General features: G+C 43.6%; 15 protein-coding genes. 7 read left to right on the plus strand and 8 right to left on the minus strand.

Going from position 1 to position 16,484, the window contains the following annotated elements; translation table 11 throughout:
- Nucleotides 1-87 precede the first annotated feature (87 nt).
- On the minus strand, nucleotides 88-492 hold the full coding sequence (locus AACQ93_RS21060) for an SPOR domain-containing protein (protein WP_007465836.1): 405 nt from the start codon (nucleotides 490-492) through the stop codon (nucleotides 88-90).
- 252 nt (nucleotides 493-744) lie between these two features.
- Between AACQ93_RS21060 and AACQ93_RS21065 the strand changes: the two genes are divergently transcribed.
- The 5 genes from AACQ93_RS21065 (at nucleotide 745) to AACQ93_RS21085 (ending at nucleotide 4,843) form a co-directional block, all read left to right on the plus strand.
- Nucleotides 745-1,140 (plus strand): LexA family protein, encoded by a 396-nt coding sequence (locus tag AACQ93_RS21065; RefSeq protein WP_369808751.1) that lies wholly within the window; start codon nucleotides 745-747, stop codon nucleotides 1,138-1,140.
- Between the two features lie 11 nt (nucleotides 1,141-1,151).
- Nucleotides 1,152-2,456, plus strand: a complete 1,305-nt coding sequence (locus AACQ93_RS21070; protein ID WP_064608476.1) for a Y-family DNA polymerase — start codon at nucleotides 1,152-1,154, stop codon at nucleotides 2,454-2,456.
- Between the two features lie 201 nt (nucleotides 2,457-2,657).
- A complete protein-coding gene (locus AACQ93_RS21075) occupies nucleotides 2,658-3,527 on the plus strand; it encodes an alpha/beta hydrolase (RefSeq protein WP_064608478.1) in 870 nt (289 codons plus the stop codon).
- 174 nt (nucleotides 3,528-3,701) lie between these two features.
- A complete protein-coding gene (locus AACQ93_RS21080) occupies nucleotides 3,702-3,839 on the plus strand; it encodes a hypothetical protein (RefSeq protein ID WP_198160219.1) in 138 nt (45 codons plus the stop codon).
- Between the two features lie 353 nt (nucleotides 3,840-4,192).
- On the plus strand, nucleotides 4,193-4,843 hold the full coding sequence (locus AACQ93_RS21085) for a porin family protein (RefSeq protein WP_064608480.1): 651 nt from the start codon (nucleotides 4,193-4,195) through the stop codon (nucleotides 4,841-4,843).
- Nucleotides 4,844-4,929: 86 nt separating this feature from the next.
- On the opposite strand, the gene AACQ93_RS21090 is transcribed toward AACQ93_RS21085, so the two are convergent.
- The 5 genes from AACQ93_RS21090 to AACQ93_RS21110 form a co-directional block, all read right to left on the minus strand.
- Entirely contained in the window at nucleotides 4,930-5,799 is an 870-nt protein-coding gene (locus AACQ93_RS21090; protein ID WP_369808752.1) for a YeiH family protein, read from the minus strand.
- Nucleotides 5,800-6,021: 222 nt separating this feature from the next.
- On the minus strand, nucleotides 6,022-6,345 hold the full coding sequence (locus tag AACQ93_RS21095; protein WP_064608484.1) for a YdbL family protein: 324 nt from the start codon (nucleotides 6,343-6,345) through the stop codon (nucleotides 6,022-6,024).
- Nucleotides 6,346-6,363: 18 nt separating this feature from the next.
- Nucleotides 6,364-6,579: a YnbE family lipoprotein gene (locus tag AACQ93_RS21100; protein WP_007465822.1), complete on the minus strand. Its 216-nt coding sequence runs from the start codon at nucleotides 6,577-6,579 to the stop codon at nucleotides 6,364-6,366.
- A gap of 45 nt (nucleotides 6,580-6,624) precedes the next feature.
- Nucleotides 6,625-9,996, minus strand: a complete 3,372-nt coding sequence (locus tag AACQ93_RS21105; RefSeq protein WP_064608485.1) for an intermembrane phospholipid transport protein YdbH family protein — start codon at nucleotides 9,994-9,996, stop codon at nucleotides 6,625-6,627.
- 286 nt (nucleotides 9,997-10,282) lie between these two features.
- A complete protein-coding gene (locus AACQ93_RS21110) occupies nucleotides 10,283-10,645 on the minus strand; it encodes a hypothetical protein (protein WP_064608487.1) in 363 nt (120 codons plus the stop codon).
- A gap of 310 nt (nucleotides 10,646-10,955) precedes the next feature.
- Here AACQ93_RS21110 and AACQ93_RS21115 point away from each other — a divergent pair, with 310 nt between their 5' ends.
- A complete protein-coding gene (locus AACQ93_RS21115) occupies nucleotides 10,956-11,606 on the plus strand; it encodes a hypothetical protein (RefSeq protein WP_064608488.1) in 651 nt (216 codons plus the stop codon).
- 183 nt (nucleotides 11,607-11,789) lie between these two features.
- Here the strand turns inward: AACQ93_RS21115 and AACQ93_RS21120 are convergent, their stop codons facing one another.
- The gene (locus AACQ93_RS21120) at nucleotides 11,790-12,593 is read right to left on the minus strand and encodes a DUF4344 domain-containing metallopeptidase (protein WP_064608490.1); all 804 of its coding nucleotides are present in this window, start codon (nucleotides 12,591-12,593) and stop codon (nucleotides 11,790-11,792) included.
- A gap of 154 nt (nucleotides 12,594-12,747) precedes the next feature.
- Here AACQ93_RS21120 and AACQ93_RS21125 point away from each other — a divergent pair, with 154 nt between their 5' ends.
- Nucleotides 12,748-13,647, plus strand: coding sequence for a LysR family transcriptional regulator (locus AACQ93_RS21125; protein ID WP_064608492.1), 900 nt, complete (start codon nucleotides 12,748-12,750; stop codon nucleotides 13,645-13,647).
- A gap of 78 nt (nucleotides 13,648-13,725) precedes the next feature.
- Here the strand turns inward: AACQ93_RS21125 and AACQ93_RS21130 are convergent, their stop codons facing one another.
- Nucleotides 13,726-16,419, minus strand: a complete 2,694-nt coding sequence (locus AACQ93_RS21130) for a bifunctional acetate--CoA ligase family protein/GNAT family N-acetyltransferase (RefSeq protein ID WP_064608497.1) — start codon at nucleotides 16,417-16,419, stop codon at nucleotides 13,726-13,728.
- Nucleotides 16,420-16,484: the final 65 nt, after the last annotated feature.

Below are 16,484 nucleotides of genomic sequence, written 5' to 3' on the forward strand. Positions count from 1 at the left end.
GAAGAAAAAGGGAATATAAAAAAGCCGGAGCGAACTCCGGCTTTTTTGATCTGCGTATTCCGTCAGATTTTAGTACATACAAAAGTGTTATCGCATACGGAAAACATCAGTTTGTTTGTCGTTTTGTACTTCGGCAAAACTGCGAACAAATGGTCCTTGTTGGCGAATTCGAACCGGTAATGTATCAATGGCGCGTTTGGCTTCAGCTTTCGTTGCAAAATCACCGTAGATTACCGCATACCAGCGATTACCGAGGCTGTGTTTCCAATTTACCCAGATAGGAGCCTGGCCTTTGATTTCGCGAATATAGTCGCGGATGTCACGCTCTTCGCTCAACGCCAGAACCTGAATAGTGTAACGGTTCGGGTCGAGGTGGCCGTAGGCTTCCTGGGTGGTCATTGCGCCAACACACTGACTGTTAGTATAAGTGCTTTCTGTTGTTGAACAGCCGGCAAGAAACAGCAGCGCGATAATGGCATAAATCTTATGCATCCAATGTCTCCCTATTTGGTCCCGGATGACCGGGAATAGTGCTCATGTGCAAGTCTAACAAGCTGACAGATAAATGAATCACAAAAAGAGTTGAACGAAGCCGTTTGCTGCTTTTTTCATCGCTTTTGGTATGAATTAGCATCATTTCCTGAAGCTTGTCTGAATTCTGTGCATTCATACGGGGAAAATACACTTCAATAGTGACTATTTTAACTCTTCTCGATTAAACTGTATATATATACAGTATTTGTTATGAGTAAGAGTATGACGGTCCTACCTGTTTTTCTTGAGTCAGTAAAATGCGGTTTTCCATCTCCGGCTGATGGATATGAAGAGTCGTTGGATTTGGATGATTTCCTGATCCGTCATCCGAATGCCACTTTTTTATTACGAGCCTCTGGAGAGTCGATGGTTGGTGCTGGTATTTATGATGGCGATCTACTGGTTGTCGATCGTGCAGAACCCGTTGTTCCGGGGCGAGTTGTTATTGTCCGTATTTATGATGAATTTACCTGCAAGCGTCTGGTAAGGCATAACAATGCCTGGTGGCTTAAAGCAGATAATCCGGGATTCAACCCTTTTCCCTTGCCGGAAGACTCTGAAATCTTCGGTGTGGTAACCCGCAATATTCATGATTTGTTGAATTAGCAGGCGAAGAAGTGAGTAAAGCGTTAGAGGGGTACCGAGATCAGGTATGGGCTCTGGTTGATGCCAAAAGCTTTTATTGCAGTTGTGAGCAATTGTTCGATCCAAAGCTGGCGAATAAGCCGGTAGTCGTGCTTTCTAATAACGACGGCTGTTGTGTCGCTTTATCAGAGCAGGCCAAAGCATTGGGCATTCAGCGTGGTGCTCCTTGGTTTAAAATCGAGCGGGAAATGAAAAAGCAAGGCGTAGCAGTGCGAAGCTCGAATTATTCCTTGTATGCCGATATGAGCCGCCGCTTCATTGAAGAGCTGCATCGCTTTTCACCTCACGTAGAGCAGTATTCTATAGACGAAGCTTTTGTGCGCCTGGATGGCTTGAGCCACAAAGGGTTGGCGGGATACGGGAAAGATATTCGAGATACGATTGAAAAGCACCTTGGTTTGCCTGTTCGCGTAGGTATCGGAGCAACTCCGACGCTGGCTAAGCTTGGTAATCAGGCGGCCAAGCAATATGAAGAACGAGTCGACGGCGTGATTGAGATCGACACTGATCATAAGCGACGCTGGTTGCTGGAAAGAACCGATATTCAGGAGATCTGGGGAATCGGTGCGAAAATGTCGACACGTCTGCGTACTTCAGGTGTTCATAACGCCTTACAGTTAGCGGATAAAAGTGCGGCAGATATGCGACGGTTATGGAATGTTGGCTTAGCCAGAACGGTGTTGGAGTTACAGGGGATTACCTGTATTAACCCGGGAGACATTGATGAAAAGCGTAAACAGATTTTATCCAGTCGCAGTTTTGGTATCGGGATCAGCAGATTGGACGATCTTAAGGCGGCATTAGCATTTCATTGTCAACGAGCCGGTGAGAAATTACGTCGACAAGGCAGCCAGGCGGGAATTGTTAGTGTTTTTCTTCGTACCAACCGTTATAAAGAATTGCCTCAGCATAACAAGACCAGTATCAGAACATTGATGTGCCCGAGTCAGGATTCTTATAAGTTTCTGTCTTTGGCATTAGAGCAGCTTGATGCTATTTACCGACCGGGGTATGAATACCAGAAAATCGGAGTGATTCTTGATGAACTGACAGATGCTAATAATGACAATTTTCAGTTCGATATGTTTGATACTAGTGCGTTGGAAGAAATGAAGCGACGGGATTTAATGGCAATTACCGATAAAATGAACGCTCGTTTTAAAAACGGCATTAAACCAGCCTCAGTAATTAGCTCGACAAACTGGCATATGCGTCAGGCATTTCGATCAAATCGTTGGACAACAAGGCTTGATGAATTGCCGATAGCAAAATGTTAGGGGCCTTGCATTACAGGCGGCCACTACATAATAGAAGGGCGCTCTCTGGTGATCTGAGACGAGAAAAGATGATACGTAATGAATTGGCCTGAAAGAAGTTTTGCAGCCAGTCGAGGAGCTTACATTCAAAAATGAAATCTGTTGAGCTGATTGTAGGAACAAGATAGCGTCAGTGTATCTTGTTTTCAGTTCGCTAACCGTATGAGAAAAAACACTTTCCCATTTTTGCTCGCTTCTCTTTTTATCTCCGCTTCTACACTGCAGGGGTGCAGTAACTATATTACTCCCGATGATTTTCTTACTCATCTGGTTCGAAATCCTGCGTACCTCCAACCATATCAGGCAGCTGATTGGTTTAACACGTCAAAACACACGCTTTCTGAGATCCGGTTTAAACATGATGACGGGCAGGTTACCCGTGGAGTTGAGCTGAAAGTCGATGGCGCGTTGAATACCGTTTTGTATTTTGGCGGTCATCCTTTTACTCAGCGAGTTGATGAAGTTGCTACAGCCAGACAGTTTGCTTTGATGGGAGTGAACTTCATATCTGTCCACAGTCGTGGGATCGACAGTAATGGTAACTGGCCCACAGTATCTCGCCTTAAAAAAGATACCATCGAAGTTTATGAGCAGGTGAAAGCCGGATATCCCAATGACTTCATTATTCTTCATGGTCTGGCTTTAAGTACTTTCTTTGTTGCAGAACTGACGGAGATGCGTGAGGTCGATGCCATTGTTCTTGAAAGTGTATTAACTCGTATTGATGAGTCGGTTGAAGCAAGAATACCGTGGTTGCTACGGCTTCCTGTCTATACAGAAGTTGATAACCAACTGGCTGGTATGAATAATTACTCATCGCTGAAAACCTATCGCGGCCCGTTGCTATTGCTTGCCGGGGAGAAGGATTTTCAGTATCCGGCACAGCTTGCAAGGGCTATCTATCAGGCATCCCCTTCAGTAAATAAATCCATCTCTGTTATCGAAGGAGCTTCACAGGGGGAAATTATCAATCAAGATCAGTCGCTTGAAGCTTATCTAATGTTTATTAATCAGAACGGAATTAAGCAGTAAAGACTTTGTATAGCAAAGGATAAGTGATGATAAGTTGTCAGCCTTATAAGATTTAGTTTGATCATCAAAACCAGTTATAACTAAATTTCATTTTATAGAGGTAAAGGGTATTTTCCTTAGTATGCAGTACATTACGATAATAAAGCATCAGTTGTAGTACAGGGAAAAGCCGTCATGACTAAATGGATCGGGGGAGTGTTGGCATTGGTTGGTTTGTCATTGGTATCTTCTGGGCTTATCAGCGCATTATTGGATCTGACGGCATTTTTGTTATTGCTGGTTGCAGTGATTAAAACAAGAAAGGTCGTCTAATAAGACAAAAATTTGGGTCACTCAGAACCAGAGACACTTAAGCTGTGTCTCTGGTTTTTTTATGGTTGGATTTTTGATTGAATTATCAGTGCTTTATGAACTGCGTTCAAAATCCATTAATATTTTTACTTATTTTAACGTATACAGAAATAAGTATTCATATATAATTGCGACCTATTCGTCATTTTGTCGTGAAATGACAAGTCATCGATCCGTCTGCTGTGCCTGGCTTAAGACTGTAATGACTTTAATTTGAACAATCATAAGGTCTGTTCAGGGCTGAAAAGCAATTGTTTGAATAAAAACGATGAGTAGATGAGTAGCGGTTTAATATAAAAGATATAGATTAAAAAATGAACAAAGTAATTTCGCTTGCAACAACTTCGCTTTTAATGCTTTCCGCCAGCACGATGGCACAACAAAATAACTGGTATATCGGTGTTGATGTTTTTGAGTCAAAGGTTGATTTAAACAATGCCTTTGAAACAGTAAATTCTAGTTTTGGTGATGCTCTTAGTATTGACGACAGTGGTAACGGAGCCAGTTTCCTTGTGGGGTATCAGTTTACTCCTTGGGTAGCTGTTGAGGCCAGTTATAGTCGTCAGCATATTGATATCATTGACTTTGAAGCATATACAGGTATGCATTACACGTATGCTTTATTCCGCGCCAATCCGGAAACTATTGCTATTGCTACCAAGCTTCGTTACCTAACAGATACCGGGTTCAGTATTTATGCCAAGCCGGGTATCGGTTATACCATCTCTGATTTGGAATATGATGCAAACTCAACGCTTTGGTCTTCTAAGCTGGAAGTCGATCAAAAGAATAAGAATGTTCACTTCAACTTTGAAGTAGGAGCAGAATACTTCTTCACAGATTCATTCTCTCTAGGTGTAGCATATGAACGTCAGTTTGATGCTCTGGATTATTCAGCCGAAAATATTAAGCTGGAGAAAATGTCGATGGATTTGTATAAAGCAAGTTTGCGTTATTACTTCTAATTTTTTGTTTTAGAAGAATAAATCCCAATAGAAAAAGCCTGAACTGTTATGACAGCTCAGGCTTTTTTAATTTCAAGAAAGAGTATTTAAAATAGCAGGATATAAGTGAGTGACCCCAGCCCGATACTTAACCATAGTAAGATACCAAGTAGCAGAGGTTGCAATCCTGAAGCACGCAGTCTGTTTACCGTAATTCCAGAACCAATCAGGAATAAGCAAACCACCAGTACACGTTTAGAGACAAAGAAAATTTGGTCATAAACCGGTTGCAGGTTCGGTACCCAATGGGCAAAGAGGATAGCAACGCAGTAGAACACGATGAAGAAAGGCACGCTGATTTTTTTGCTGTTGCCTTTGAACATCAGTGAACTGAGGAAAGCCACAGGAATAATCCATAAAGCACGGGCCAGTTTTAGTGTGGTTGCGGTTCTCAATGCTTCATCACCATAGGCTCCGGCAGCACCAACGACAGAAGAGGTGTCATGGATGGCAATAGCGGCCCAAGTACCAAAAGCGTGCTGACTCATATCCAATAAGTGACCGATAGCCGGGAAAACAAAAAGGGCAACAGAGTTAAGAATAAAAACTGTCGCCAGTGCCAATGATGTTTGTTCATCTTTGGCATTGATAGCCGGAGCGACAGCGGCAATGGCACTGCCACCACAGATAGCGGTTCCTGATGCAATCAGGTGACCTGTTTTTTGTTCAATTTGCAGAAGCCGAGTAAGCAGGTTGCCGATAATTAGGGTGAAAAAGATAGACGCAATAATGAGCCCTAATCCCTGCTTGCTGGCTTCAATGGCCTGGTCTAAATGAATCCCGAAGCCAAGCCCGATGATTGAATAGGAAAGTAGCTTTTTGGTCAGTGCACCAAGGTTGAACTGAGTTGGTACAAAGCCAAGGCTAGCAAGCGAAAAGCCCAGAATTAAAGCAACCGGAGAGCTGATAAAAGGCATAAGGCAGACAAGGGCGATGGCAAAAAAGAGATAATCGGATGTCTGGCATTTTTTAACTGAATTGGTGAGTGAAGCAAGTGACATCATCAGTGATAAGTTAATCAGAAAACAAAAGGATGGCGCGAGTATACGTTGAAAATGGAGTTAGGCAGAGTTAAATAAATTGATGGATGGGTTAAGCAAAACTTAACGTTTGAATGATGCTTTTGGGAATTATAACGCTTACTTTCTAACCCACTTACCGGCTGCATTTTGGTAATAATGACCGGACTCTGTTTTTTCGATTGCTTTTTTATAAGCCAGCTTGCCAACTTCTGTGGTAGTCAGACCATGAGAAACAGCAATTTTTTTATACCTGTCTTTACGGAGTGCATTTACCCCTGTGACCAGTTTTCTTACTTCCGGAGATGGATTTGACGTCACGGCGGCAACATACCCCGTGTTAGTTTCACCAACCAGCCCCTGGCTTTTCGCCTGCTGGAGATCAAGTGCAAACGCTTGGGCAGAAATGAAAAAAGCAAATAGCAGAACTAGAAATTTCTTCATGGCATTCTCCTTGCCATATCAGAATACATCTTCATCACTGAATAAGTCATCTATTTCCTTGTCAACTTTGATCCGGATTTCATGTTCAATCTTAACGTTGAGGTTTACTTCAATAGGTTTGTCGGAGGGGGAAACCTGAACAGTAGGAGTGCAACCTGAAATACTGACGGCGCTGAACATGACAGTAAGCGCAAAAAGTGTGGTGATGCAGGTAAGTTTAAGCTGAATATCCATGGACTACGACCTTTGTAAGCCATTTTTTGTTAAAGCGCAAAATTGCTACTCGTTTAAACCAAGCTGCTTTAAAAACAGACTCTCCAGCTTCGATGAATTAATGACATTCAGTGTCTTTATTAGTGCTGGTATATCGTCTTCGATGTTCAGGTTTAGATTCACCGGACGTCCGTTTTGAAAGTCCGGATTATGCCCCTTAAACCTTGAACTGGCATTTAATTGTCCTTCTTTAGAATAGTCTATATCAACGGCCAGCGAGTCGTATTTATAATTTTTGAGAATCTTACTGATCACCAGCAGACTGTTTTCTCCGGCTGCTTCTATGTTCTTATCAATCGCAGAACCTTCTTTATATCTGAGAATCCCGCCGGGATAACGGGAGTGCAGGCTACCATTTTTAACCACCGGAATACCATCTTCAATGGCAACAGGAAAGCGGCCATCGAGGATGCCGGTTAGTTCAATGTCTTCAGGTTCAATAGCTTCTATCAGCTTCTTCAGATCTAGATGGTGCACAATAATCGGGATTTCCGGAATGTTGGCCAGTTGATTACTGGTGACACCATGAGTGCTGACAGAACCGCCGAGCGTATAAGCGTTCGCACGATGAAGGGCATAGCGATTATTTTCCGTGTCAAATTCTATTATTGCGAAGACGTTTTCCAGTAATACTCCGGCATGTAAAAGGCCGATATGGGCGCTGATCGGGTGCTTTGTACGTATACCTCCGGGAGTAATAACCGCAGTGACGGCAGCATTAAAGTCGGCAAAATGAAAGCCGTGAATATTGCCGCTGAGAGCATTGGTAAAGACACCAAAGTGTCCGGTTAATTTGTCTTTATTGATAACCAAGTCGGCATCAAAACTGATTTTGCCATTATTCAGATCGTATTCTAGTGGAAGCAGAGGCAGATAATATTTCTGCAGTGTTTGCTTGGGGCTAAAGTGAATTTCATTACGGTGTAACTTAATTCGGGTCTGTTGTTGGTTCAAGTCTGAGGTAACAGTGAATTGGACCAGTTGTGCTCGTTTCATATTATTCAGCTCGCCTTTGGCAGAGATACCTGTTGGTGTCAGTGATATCTCCCCGTTACTGCCAAAAGCAGGCAACCGCTGATCGTTTTGCCTGAGGTTCAGACTAACCTGATAGTGAGTGTCAATTTCTAGTTTCTCACCAAATTGAAACAGTGAAGTATCTTTCAGTTCAAGCTCAAGCTTTGCCTGATACTTTTGAACCGGAAGCCGGCTTTTGTCTTGAAGTAACTTTTTCCGAGTCTTTTCCGGCAGGCTGTCATCGAGAATGATTTTCTCAGCGTATGCATTAGCACCCAGGATAATTGCACTGTCAGGTTCAAGATTCAGCATTAATAGAGCTGGCTTGTCAGGCTCAAAGCGCTGACTAATTTCAATTCCTGGAATGCTTAGCTCCAGCTCATTGATTTCAGTATTGATAAAGTCCGGATGTGCTGAAAGCGTCAATTTATCGAGAGTAAGTAGGGTATGTTTAAGTTGTACTTTCAGATCTCTGGCAGACCATTGCATGGAAGCATCAGTCGTCGCATTTACCGTCTCAATTTTTGTGTTAGCAACAGGAAAAAGCTGACTTAGCTTTCCCTTAAAACGTAGCTCTTTGTGACACTGTAATGATTTTGAAATTTCTGGTATATCAATGCGTAATGAGCAGATGAGCTGCTTAAACTGAATAGAAAGCAGACTGTCGTGATGAGGGCTTGTCATCGCGATGTTTTCTGACGGCTCGGCAAGATTCAGAGTTAACGCACCTTTGTTGAAATGTGCTCGTAGATCGATAGCACCGTCGGTCTGAAAAGCCAGTGAAGAAACAGGGCGCTTCTCTGATTCGGATGGTGAAAGAACAGGATGATGGAAAGCAAATTGATTGAGGTCGAGATCGACTTTGGAAGGAAGCTTCATCGTTATCTGGTACTCGGCCTGAGCGATATCAATCACATTGGTTAGCTCTAAGTCACGTGAAGATTCAGTTGTCTCTGATTCTTCACTGTTAGCTGTATTACCATTCTTACTCTGATTACTAAGAGGCTGCATGCTGATCTGCTTTGCCGTAAACGTCAGAGGTGCCTGTAAAGTGGCACTCGGAATACCGTGGAGATTTAATCTGTCTGTCAGTGTTTTTGTATCAGCGAAATTTAACTGGCATGAGAGGTTCTTGGGTAACGGGTTGGCAACATGAAACTCGGCTCGACAATCCAAACTATTGCCATGGGGGCCGGATATATGCCCGGTAAAGTGAGCGTCCTCTTCATTTAAGTGTTTCAGGTGAACGTCAATATTGTATGGGTCAGGGCCGAGTGCTTTGCCTGTCAGCTTGAATCTTGCGTTCTTATCCGGCTTGTCTTTTCTTGGACGCGGGGTTTCCAAAACCATCACGGAATTAATAATCAGCTTTCCGTAGCTGAAATCTTTAACCTTCAGTTTTCGTAAAGGCAAACGAGACAGTTCTCCGATAGCTCTACCGAGGTGAAGTCCCTGGTTAGTGTTATCCGGTTTTTCGACAAATTGAGGCAGGAACTTCGGTTGTTCGAACTTGAGTTGATCAGCTGTTAGCTTGATACTTTGTGCCGCTTGATCAAGATCCATTTCCAAAGCGACATTCCGACCGGACTGAATGTAATCAGGCGTAACTGTTGGCCAGTCCGGTATCAGTTTTGCTATATGAACAGACAGAGGAGTTTTCTCAGGCTGCCAGCTAATAGAGAAATTACCGTCTTCAAAGCTGAGCGGATATCGATGTTCTGCTTCATCCTGTGGGGTGAAAAGCTTGAGAGAGGCTTGCCGGATAAAACCAGTAATCACCAGATATGGTTGAGTCGTCAGCACCAATTCAATGTTACTAATCTGCTGCTTTATTGGGTGATCATTTTTATCAAACAAAGATGCTTTGAGCTTGCTGGCATGAGCGCTAAATACATAAGGCTCTGAGAGGTCGGTAAAGTTAAACGAAGTATCAACAAAAGACAGAGCGCTAAGACGAATTCCTTGTTCTGCCAGTGCATTCAATACCACCGGAGCCAACCTAACCTCAGTTTGGCGGGAAAACAAGCGCCATGATGAATTTGAAATTGCGCTTTCCTCATCAACAAAATGTTCAAGACGAAGTTTTCTGAGAGTAAGTGCATTGTTGTTGATAGCAATGGATACTTCATCAATCATCAGGCCTTGCTTGAATGTGATGCCCGACACGGCATTGATTTCGATTCCCTTAGAGGCAAGCCAAGGAGGAATGATGATAGCCGGGATAACGATGAAACAAAGTAGAGTAAACAAGCAATAGATAAAAAGGCGCAGTTTACGGCTGCGTTTGTTTTTTTGTCGATCGCCATTTTTTTGCATCGTACAGGCTTTCTTCGACGCACTTTGCTGTTTACCTGCTTCATCCATGAACCAATAAAGCTCCCGAAAGACTTATCTTTGCTTGTTATTAAGCATAAGCCTGAATCATGGGTTTAGTTGGAAATGTTTGATTATTCAGTCTGCTATGTAGGTGAGGGAGAGTGAAAGATGCATAAAGAAAAGCCCTCAGAAGAGGGCTTTCGTGTGTCTGCATATCGGAAAAAAGTAGCCGGTTACTATCAGAGTTCAAAAAAATGTTTTTTGACAGGGCCCCGGCAGATTCCATGTTGGCTACATATAGTAGTTATTATAAGAATTCTTACCTTACAGGAGGTTAACAACCTGCCAGTGCAGGATCACAGGCAACCTGTGCAATCTTGGCTTCGTGTAATTCTTCTTCGGTTGGTGCCGGAATTGCAGTTTCATTATTCAGGCACTGTAGCGCATTCATCAGCGCATCTTTAACAGCAATCTTATCATCACCATCCAGAGCGTGGATGGCTCGGAAAAGTTCTTTCTGAATTTGCGCCGCTTGTTTGGATGCTTGTTCCAGCTCCAGATATTCAACAGAAGCGATTTCATGAATTCGCTGTGCTGAGACGTTTGGATTTGACAGGTCCCGATTAGTCATCAGTTGAGATGAACAATGTTTCAGATAGGAGATGCTTTGAGAAAGCGAATGAGAAGGTTGTTCCATAATGATTAATCCTTACCTGTTGATTTAAAATCAATTTCTTATCGTCCCAGACACATGTCGGCAACTTTAGTGCAAAATGCTGTGCGATATATTAATTCAGATCAATTAAATCACTATTCTCAATTGTTTTTAATATGAATCATAAGGGCTATGCTTTATTAGGTTAAATTTGCTATTTGATGGTTAATTTTGCCATACGAAGTGAGTAAATAATGAGTTAGTTAGTGCAATGTGTTGAAAATAAAGGCTTAAAAATCTGGCATGTTCTCTGCTGTAACATGATGACATTAGGTAGCCAAAGGGAATAGAAATGAAAAAATTGATGTGTGTACTGATTGTTATCTTTTCATTTTTTGCGATCAGCAATCTGGTTTCGGCAAAAGAGAGTTTGCTAATTACAGGAAAGATCGCGCTGAATAACAATGTACAACCGATCAATCAACTGGTAATGAAAGTCCCTGTCGGTAAAGTGCATCTCAGAGTTGCAGAAGGAGATACCATCACTTATCGGGTTGAAGTCAAAGAAGACACCTCCGGATGGTCATTACTTAAATCTGATTTGGATGAAATCAGCATTTCAGAAAATGTATCAGCTCAGACAGCATTCCTCGAAATTGATGAGGATGACATAAAGCAGGAGTGGACTTTAATTGTGCCACCAGAAGTTGCGCTAAATTTTGATGTCGGTGTCGGGAACATTAACCTTGATTCAATCAGCCAGTCACTAAAAGCGGATATTGGTGTCGGTTCTGCATGGGTAAGTGTTAATGCCGCTGATTATGAACATGTTTCAGCAGGTGTTGGGGTAGGAGAAATTCAGGTAAGCGGTTTTGAACAAAGCCAGATGACTCAGGAACGTGCGGTAACATCAGCTCAGCTTGAATACAAAGGTGCCGGTAGCAATACGATTGATATTGAAATTGGAGTCGGTGATGTCAATCTGAGCCGTCAAATGCTCTAAGTTGCTGTAATTTATTCTTATAAAAAAGTGAATAGCCTTTAATATATGGATATTCACTTTTTTGACTAATTTATCGCTACGGTTAAAAAATTCTCGGGGTAAATACTTAACAAAGTGAATAAAAATATCACTAACTGAATAGCTTTTTATTTCTATCGTCGGCATTTTCCTGTTTTCGGATATCTAGATTTTTTCGTCACTCAGATAAGTCTTCCAGTTTTCCGTTACACGCATGAACTCTTCCTGACAAATGTCTTCCCGTTCTTTTTTGTACTCTTTATCTATCTCATTCAAAAGTTGTGAATGTTGATCTGGGTTACTACCGTAAATCAGACACAAGGTGTAATAGTAACGCTGGATATCAAGGCTATGTTCATCGATAAAGTCCAGATTCTCAAAAGCTTCAACTTGCTGATCTTCATAGGCGAACAGATCGGCAGCACTAATCGCAACTTCGTCACCGTTTTCCACGTAATTCAGCAGTAAGACACTGGCAAAGTTATCTACGGCATCTTCCTCTTTGCCAAGTACAGGAATGTTTTGGTCAGCCACATAAGCATGTCCAAGCTCATGGAGCAAGGTATGTAGAAGGGAATCCAGAGCCGCTTGCTTTTCAGTAATCCCGGACTCTTTATAGTTGTTAGATTTGAACCGCTCAACGGCATGGTGGAAAAAGCTATATGGCACCAGAATCTCATGTTTCTCGGGATCGTATAACGGGCCATCTTCTGCACCAAAAGTAATTGTCACCGGTTCAGAAAAAACAACGACAGACTTACTTAATTCCAGAACCGTTTTAATTGCATCAGAAGATTTAATTGTATCCAGAACTTGCTTATCTGCCTCGTTATCTGCCGACAGGTATTGATACTGAACCGTTGGTTTTACATCGAGCGTCACGGGCTCAGAGGCGTCTGCAAAAGCATGCTGGCCGAAAAGAGACAGACCTGCGGCAATACTTAATGGTAATAAATTTTTTTTCAGCATATTCAGGATTTACATATTGGTTTGATGAATAAGCAGTATCAGATAAAAAATGATGATGTTTAGCAAGGATTACATTGTTTTTATTCGTAGGAATGCGATGTGAACCTATGATACAAAGAGCAAAAGGGATGACGATAATTCGTCGGGAGTGAATGTGAATAAATTATTGTCTTTTGAAGCTTTACTGGTTCTGGATGCGATTGAACGTCGGGGCAGTTTTGCTGCAGCATCTGAAGAGCTGGGGAGAGCGCCATCTTCACTGAGCTACCAAGTACAGAAGCTTGAGCAGGATCTGGATTTGGTGATATTTGATCGTTCCGGTCATAAAGCGGCTTTTACCAAGGCCGGAGCGCTGCTACTTGAACGGGGACGCCAACTTCTTACTGCCGCAGATGAAATGATCTCTGATGCCAGTGCATTGGCGCATGGTTGGGAGCTGGACATTACGATTGCTTATGACGGATTGATCAAGCTGGATCATTTATTACCGCTGGTGGATGAACTGGGAAAACAGAGCAAAACTCGCGTTCGCTTTCGGGAAGAAATTCTAGCCGGTTGCTGGGAATCTCTGGCACAGGACAGGGCTGACATACTGGTCGCACCTGCACCAGCGGTTGCTCCGCCGGAAGTGAAGATAAAACCTATCGGTAAGTTAGACACTATATGGGTCGCGCATCCTGACCATCCGATCCACCAGCACGACAATCCGTTGGATCCGAAAGTCCGCCAGCAGTACCGAGGAATAGCGGTTGCGGATACCGCACGTAATTTGCCGCCGCTGACTTATAACATTTTGGATGACCAGCCGTTGTTAACTGTTAGTTCAATGCACGACAAGCTGGTGGCACTTAAAGCTGGTGTCGGTATTGCAACCATGTCGGCAAGTTACGCTGAAGAATTGATAAAAAGTGGAGAACTGACAGTGATCGGTGATGATCCTGTGCAGGAGCTGGAGATCGTATTGGCGTGGAACCGTAGCCGCATGGGTAAAGCTAAAAGCTGGTGTATCCAACACCTTGAAAGCTTATGGAAAAGGCAGTTTAAGCAGAAGTAATACAAGTCATTCTTTCCCCTTGATTTTCATGAGTTTAAATTTTTACTGAAAACTGAATCAAGGGGAAAGAGCTTAAGATTATTTCAACGGCAACAGCATTTCGACAATGCCGTCTTCCATTTGGATATCAATATTAAACCCGACTTTTTGCGCCAGCATGATCATCCCGCGGTTTGATGGCATCGTCATTCCGCTGAGTTGGCATAATCCTCGCTGTTTGCAGTAACGGATGATTTTATCCATCAAGATACTACCCAAACCAACACCTTTCAGATCAGAGCGAACCAGAATCGCAAATTCGGCATCAATGTTATCCGGGTCGGATAAAGCCCGACAGACGCCGATAATTATTTCTTCGTTTTCACCTTTTTCGTTAGTTATTTGCTGTGTCGCGACAAATGCCATTTCACGGTCGTAATCAATCTGTGTCAGGTTTGCCATGGCTTCATGGTTTAATTCACCGACATCTGAGAAGAAGCGTTTGTAGAGGTCATCTACTGAAACCTGAGATATAAACGCTTTATGTTTGGGCTCATCTTCCGGCAGGATCGGCCGCAGCAAAATAGATGTACCGTTCTTGAGTGTAGCCTCTTCTTCATGCTCTTTCGGATAGGGCCGAATAGCGAGGCGCATTTGTTTGTCACCATCAAACGGCTGAATGGTCATTGAAGCATCAATCACCGTCATTTCTTCACCGGCAGCCAGCAGCGGATGAATATCAAACTCAACAATTTCAGGGCAATCGATAACCAGCTGGGAAATTTTGACCAATAGTTTGCACAGCGCAGAGATGTCCAATTGCTCGGGCTGACTTCGTTGTCGGATTTTACCGGTTTTAATCGCATTAATAACCAGATAGCGGGCCAACGCCATATTAAGTGGCGGAATAGCCACCGCCGCATCTTTGTTGATATCCCATTCGCCCGTACCTTCACCAATCAGAATGACTGGCCCGAAGACAGGATCATGGTGAACTGAAATCCGAAGCTCCTGGGCGCCTGAACGGTTGGCCATTCGCTGAACAAGCAAACCATCAATTTGTGCGCCGGGGTAATTGAGTGAAACCCGATCCAGAATAGCTTGAGCGCTGTTTGCTACTTCAGCTGCCGTTCTGAGATGAAGCATCACGCCATGAACATCAGACTTATGGCGAATATCCGGTGAACGGAGTTTTACCGCAACCGGATAACCGATTTGTTCGGCAATTTGTGCGGCTTCGGCAGCGTCTGAGGCAATCCAGGTTGGCAAGGTTCGGAAGCCATAGCTTTCGAGTACCGGGCGAACTTCGTGCGTTTTAAGCTGCGTGTGCCCCTGGGCGATAAGATGGTTTAGTACATCATGAACATGTCGTGGATTGGCCTGAACTTCCCCGAATGACACTGGCGTTTCCATCAATTGTTTCTGGTTTCTGCGGTACTCGACCAAATGCATGAAAGCGGAAATCGCACTTTCCGGGGTTCGATAGGCAGGGAAACCGGCTTGCGTAAATAACTGTCGTGATGTCACTGCCTCATTTTCACCAGACCAGTTACTCAGAATATTAAACCGCTTTGTGCGTGGATGAGATTTCAAAAGTTCAATCAGTTTCTCTGCTGTCTCTTTGCCTGATGCGATTGCAGACGGAGAGTGCATGATGAGCAAGGCGTCAAAATCATCACTGTCGAGCAGAACCTTCACTGCTTTTTCATAGCGACTGACATCCGCATCACCAATGATGTCAACAGGGTTGGAATGAGACCAGCAGGCAGGCAACACTTCAGATAATTTGCTGATGGTTTCATCACTCAGTTTTGCTAACTTGCCGCCTTGCTCAGAAAGCGTATCCACCGCCATTACAGCCGGGCCTCCGCCATTGGTCAGGATTGCCAATCGCTCTCCTCGGAGTGGTACTGAATGGGCCAGCGTCTCAACTGCAGCAAACAGTTCATGAGTATTGTGAACCCTCAGCATGCCTGCTCTGCGTATTGCCGCATCATAGACCGCATCCAGGCTGATTTCACCACCGGTATGCAAATGCGCGGCCTGATTTCCTGTTACGGTTCTGCCACTTTTCAGCACCAAAATACGACGGTTACGGGCTGCCGCTCTGGCTGCAGACATAAATCGGCGGGCATCTTTCACAGAATCAACATACAGCAGGATGGCTTCGGTTTTACTGTCACGGCAAAGATAATCTAACAGTTCGGCAAAGTTGATGTCACAGGCATCGCCAATAGAAAGGAATGTCGAAAAACCAATACCTTTATTTTTAGCCCAGTCGAGAATTGTGGTACACACAGCCGCTGATTGAGAAATAAAAGCGATCTTCCCCTTATTTGCCGCAACCGGCGAAAACGAAGCATTCAGGTCGAGCCAGGGAAGGATAATTCCCATGCTGTTTGGACCGACAAGACGCATTCCATATTGCCGGGCAACAGAATACATGCGATCTTCTTCGGTTTCTCCTTGGTTTTCAAAGTCAACATTCATTCCGGCTGCCAGCACAATGGCAACTTTGACGCCTTTTTCACCTAACTGACGGATAATATCTATGTTGCGATGGGCGTTGGTGCAGACAATGGCTAGATCCGGAACCCGAGGCAGACTGTCGATAGTCGGATAGGCCAGCACTCCTGCTACAGAATCATATTTGGGCGTTACCGGCATAATAGGCCCGTGGAAGCTTCCCGACAGAAGGTTGCGGATAATGATGTTACCGGCCCGATTGGGGCTGTCTGACGCACCAATTACAGTGATTGACCTCGGTTTAAGAAGTTTATTCAGTCCATCCATAGCGCCACCCGCCATCAGTTAGAATTAAGAACAGTTTAACGGATAGTAATAGGTGCAAGTGACTA

It is taken from the genome of Photobacterium sp. J15 (assembly GCF_963870815.1).
GTDB lineage: Bacteria > Pseudomonadota > Gammaproteobacteria > Enterobacterales > Vibrionaceae > Photobacterium > Photobacterium marinum.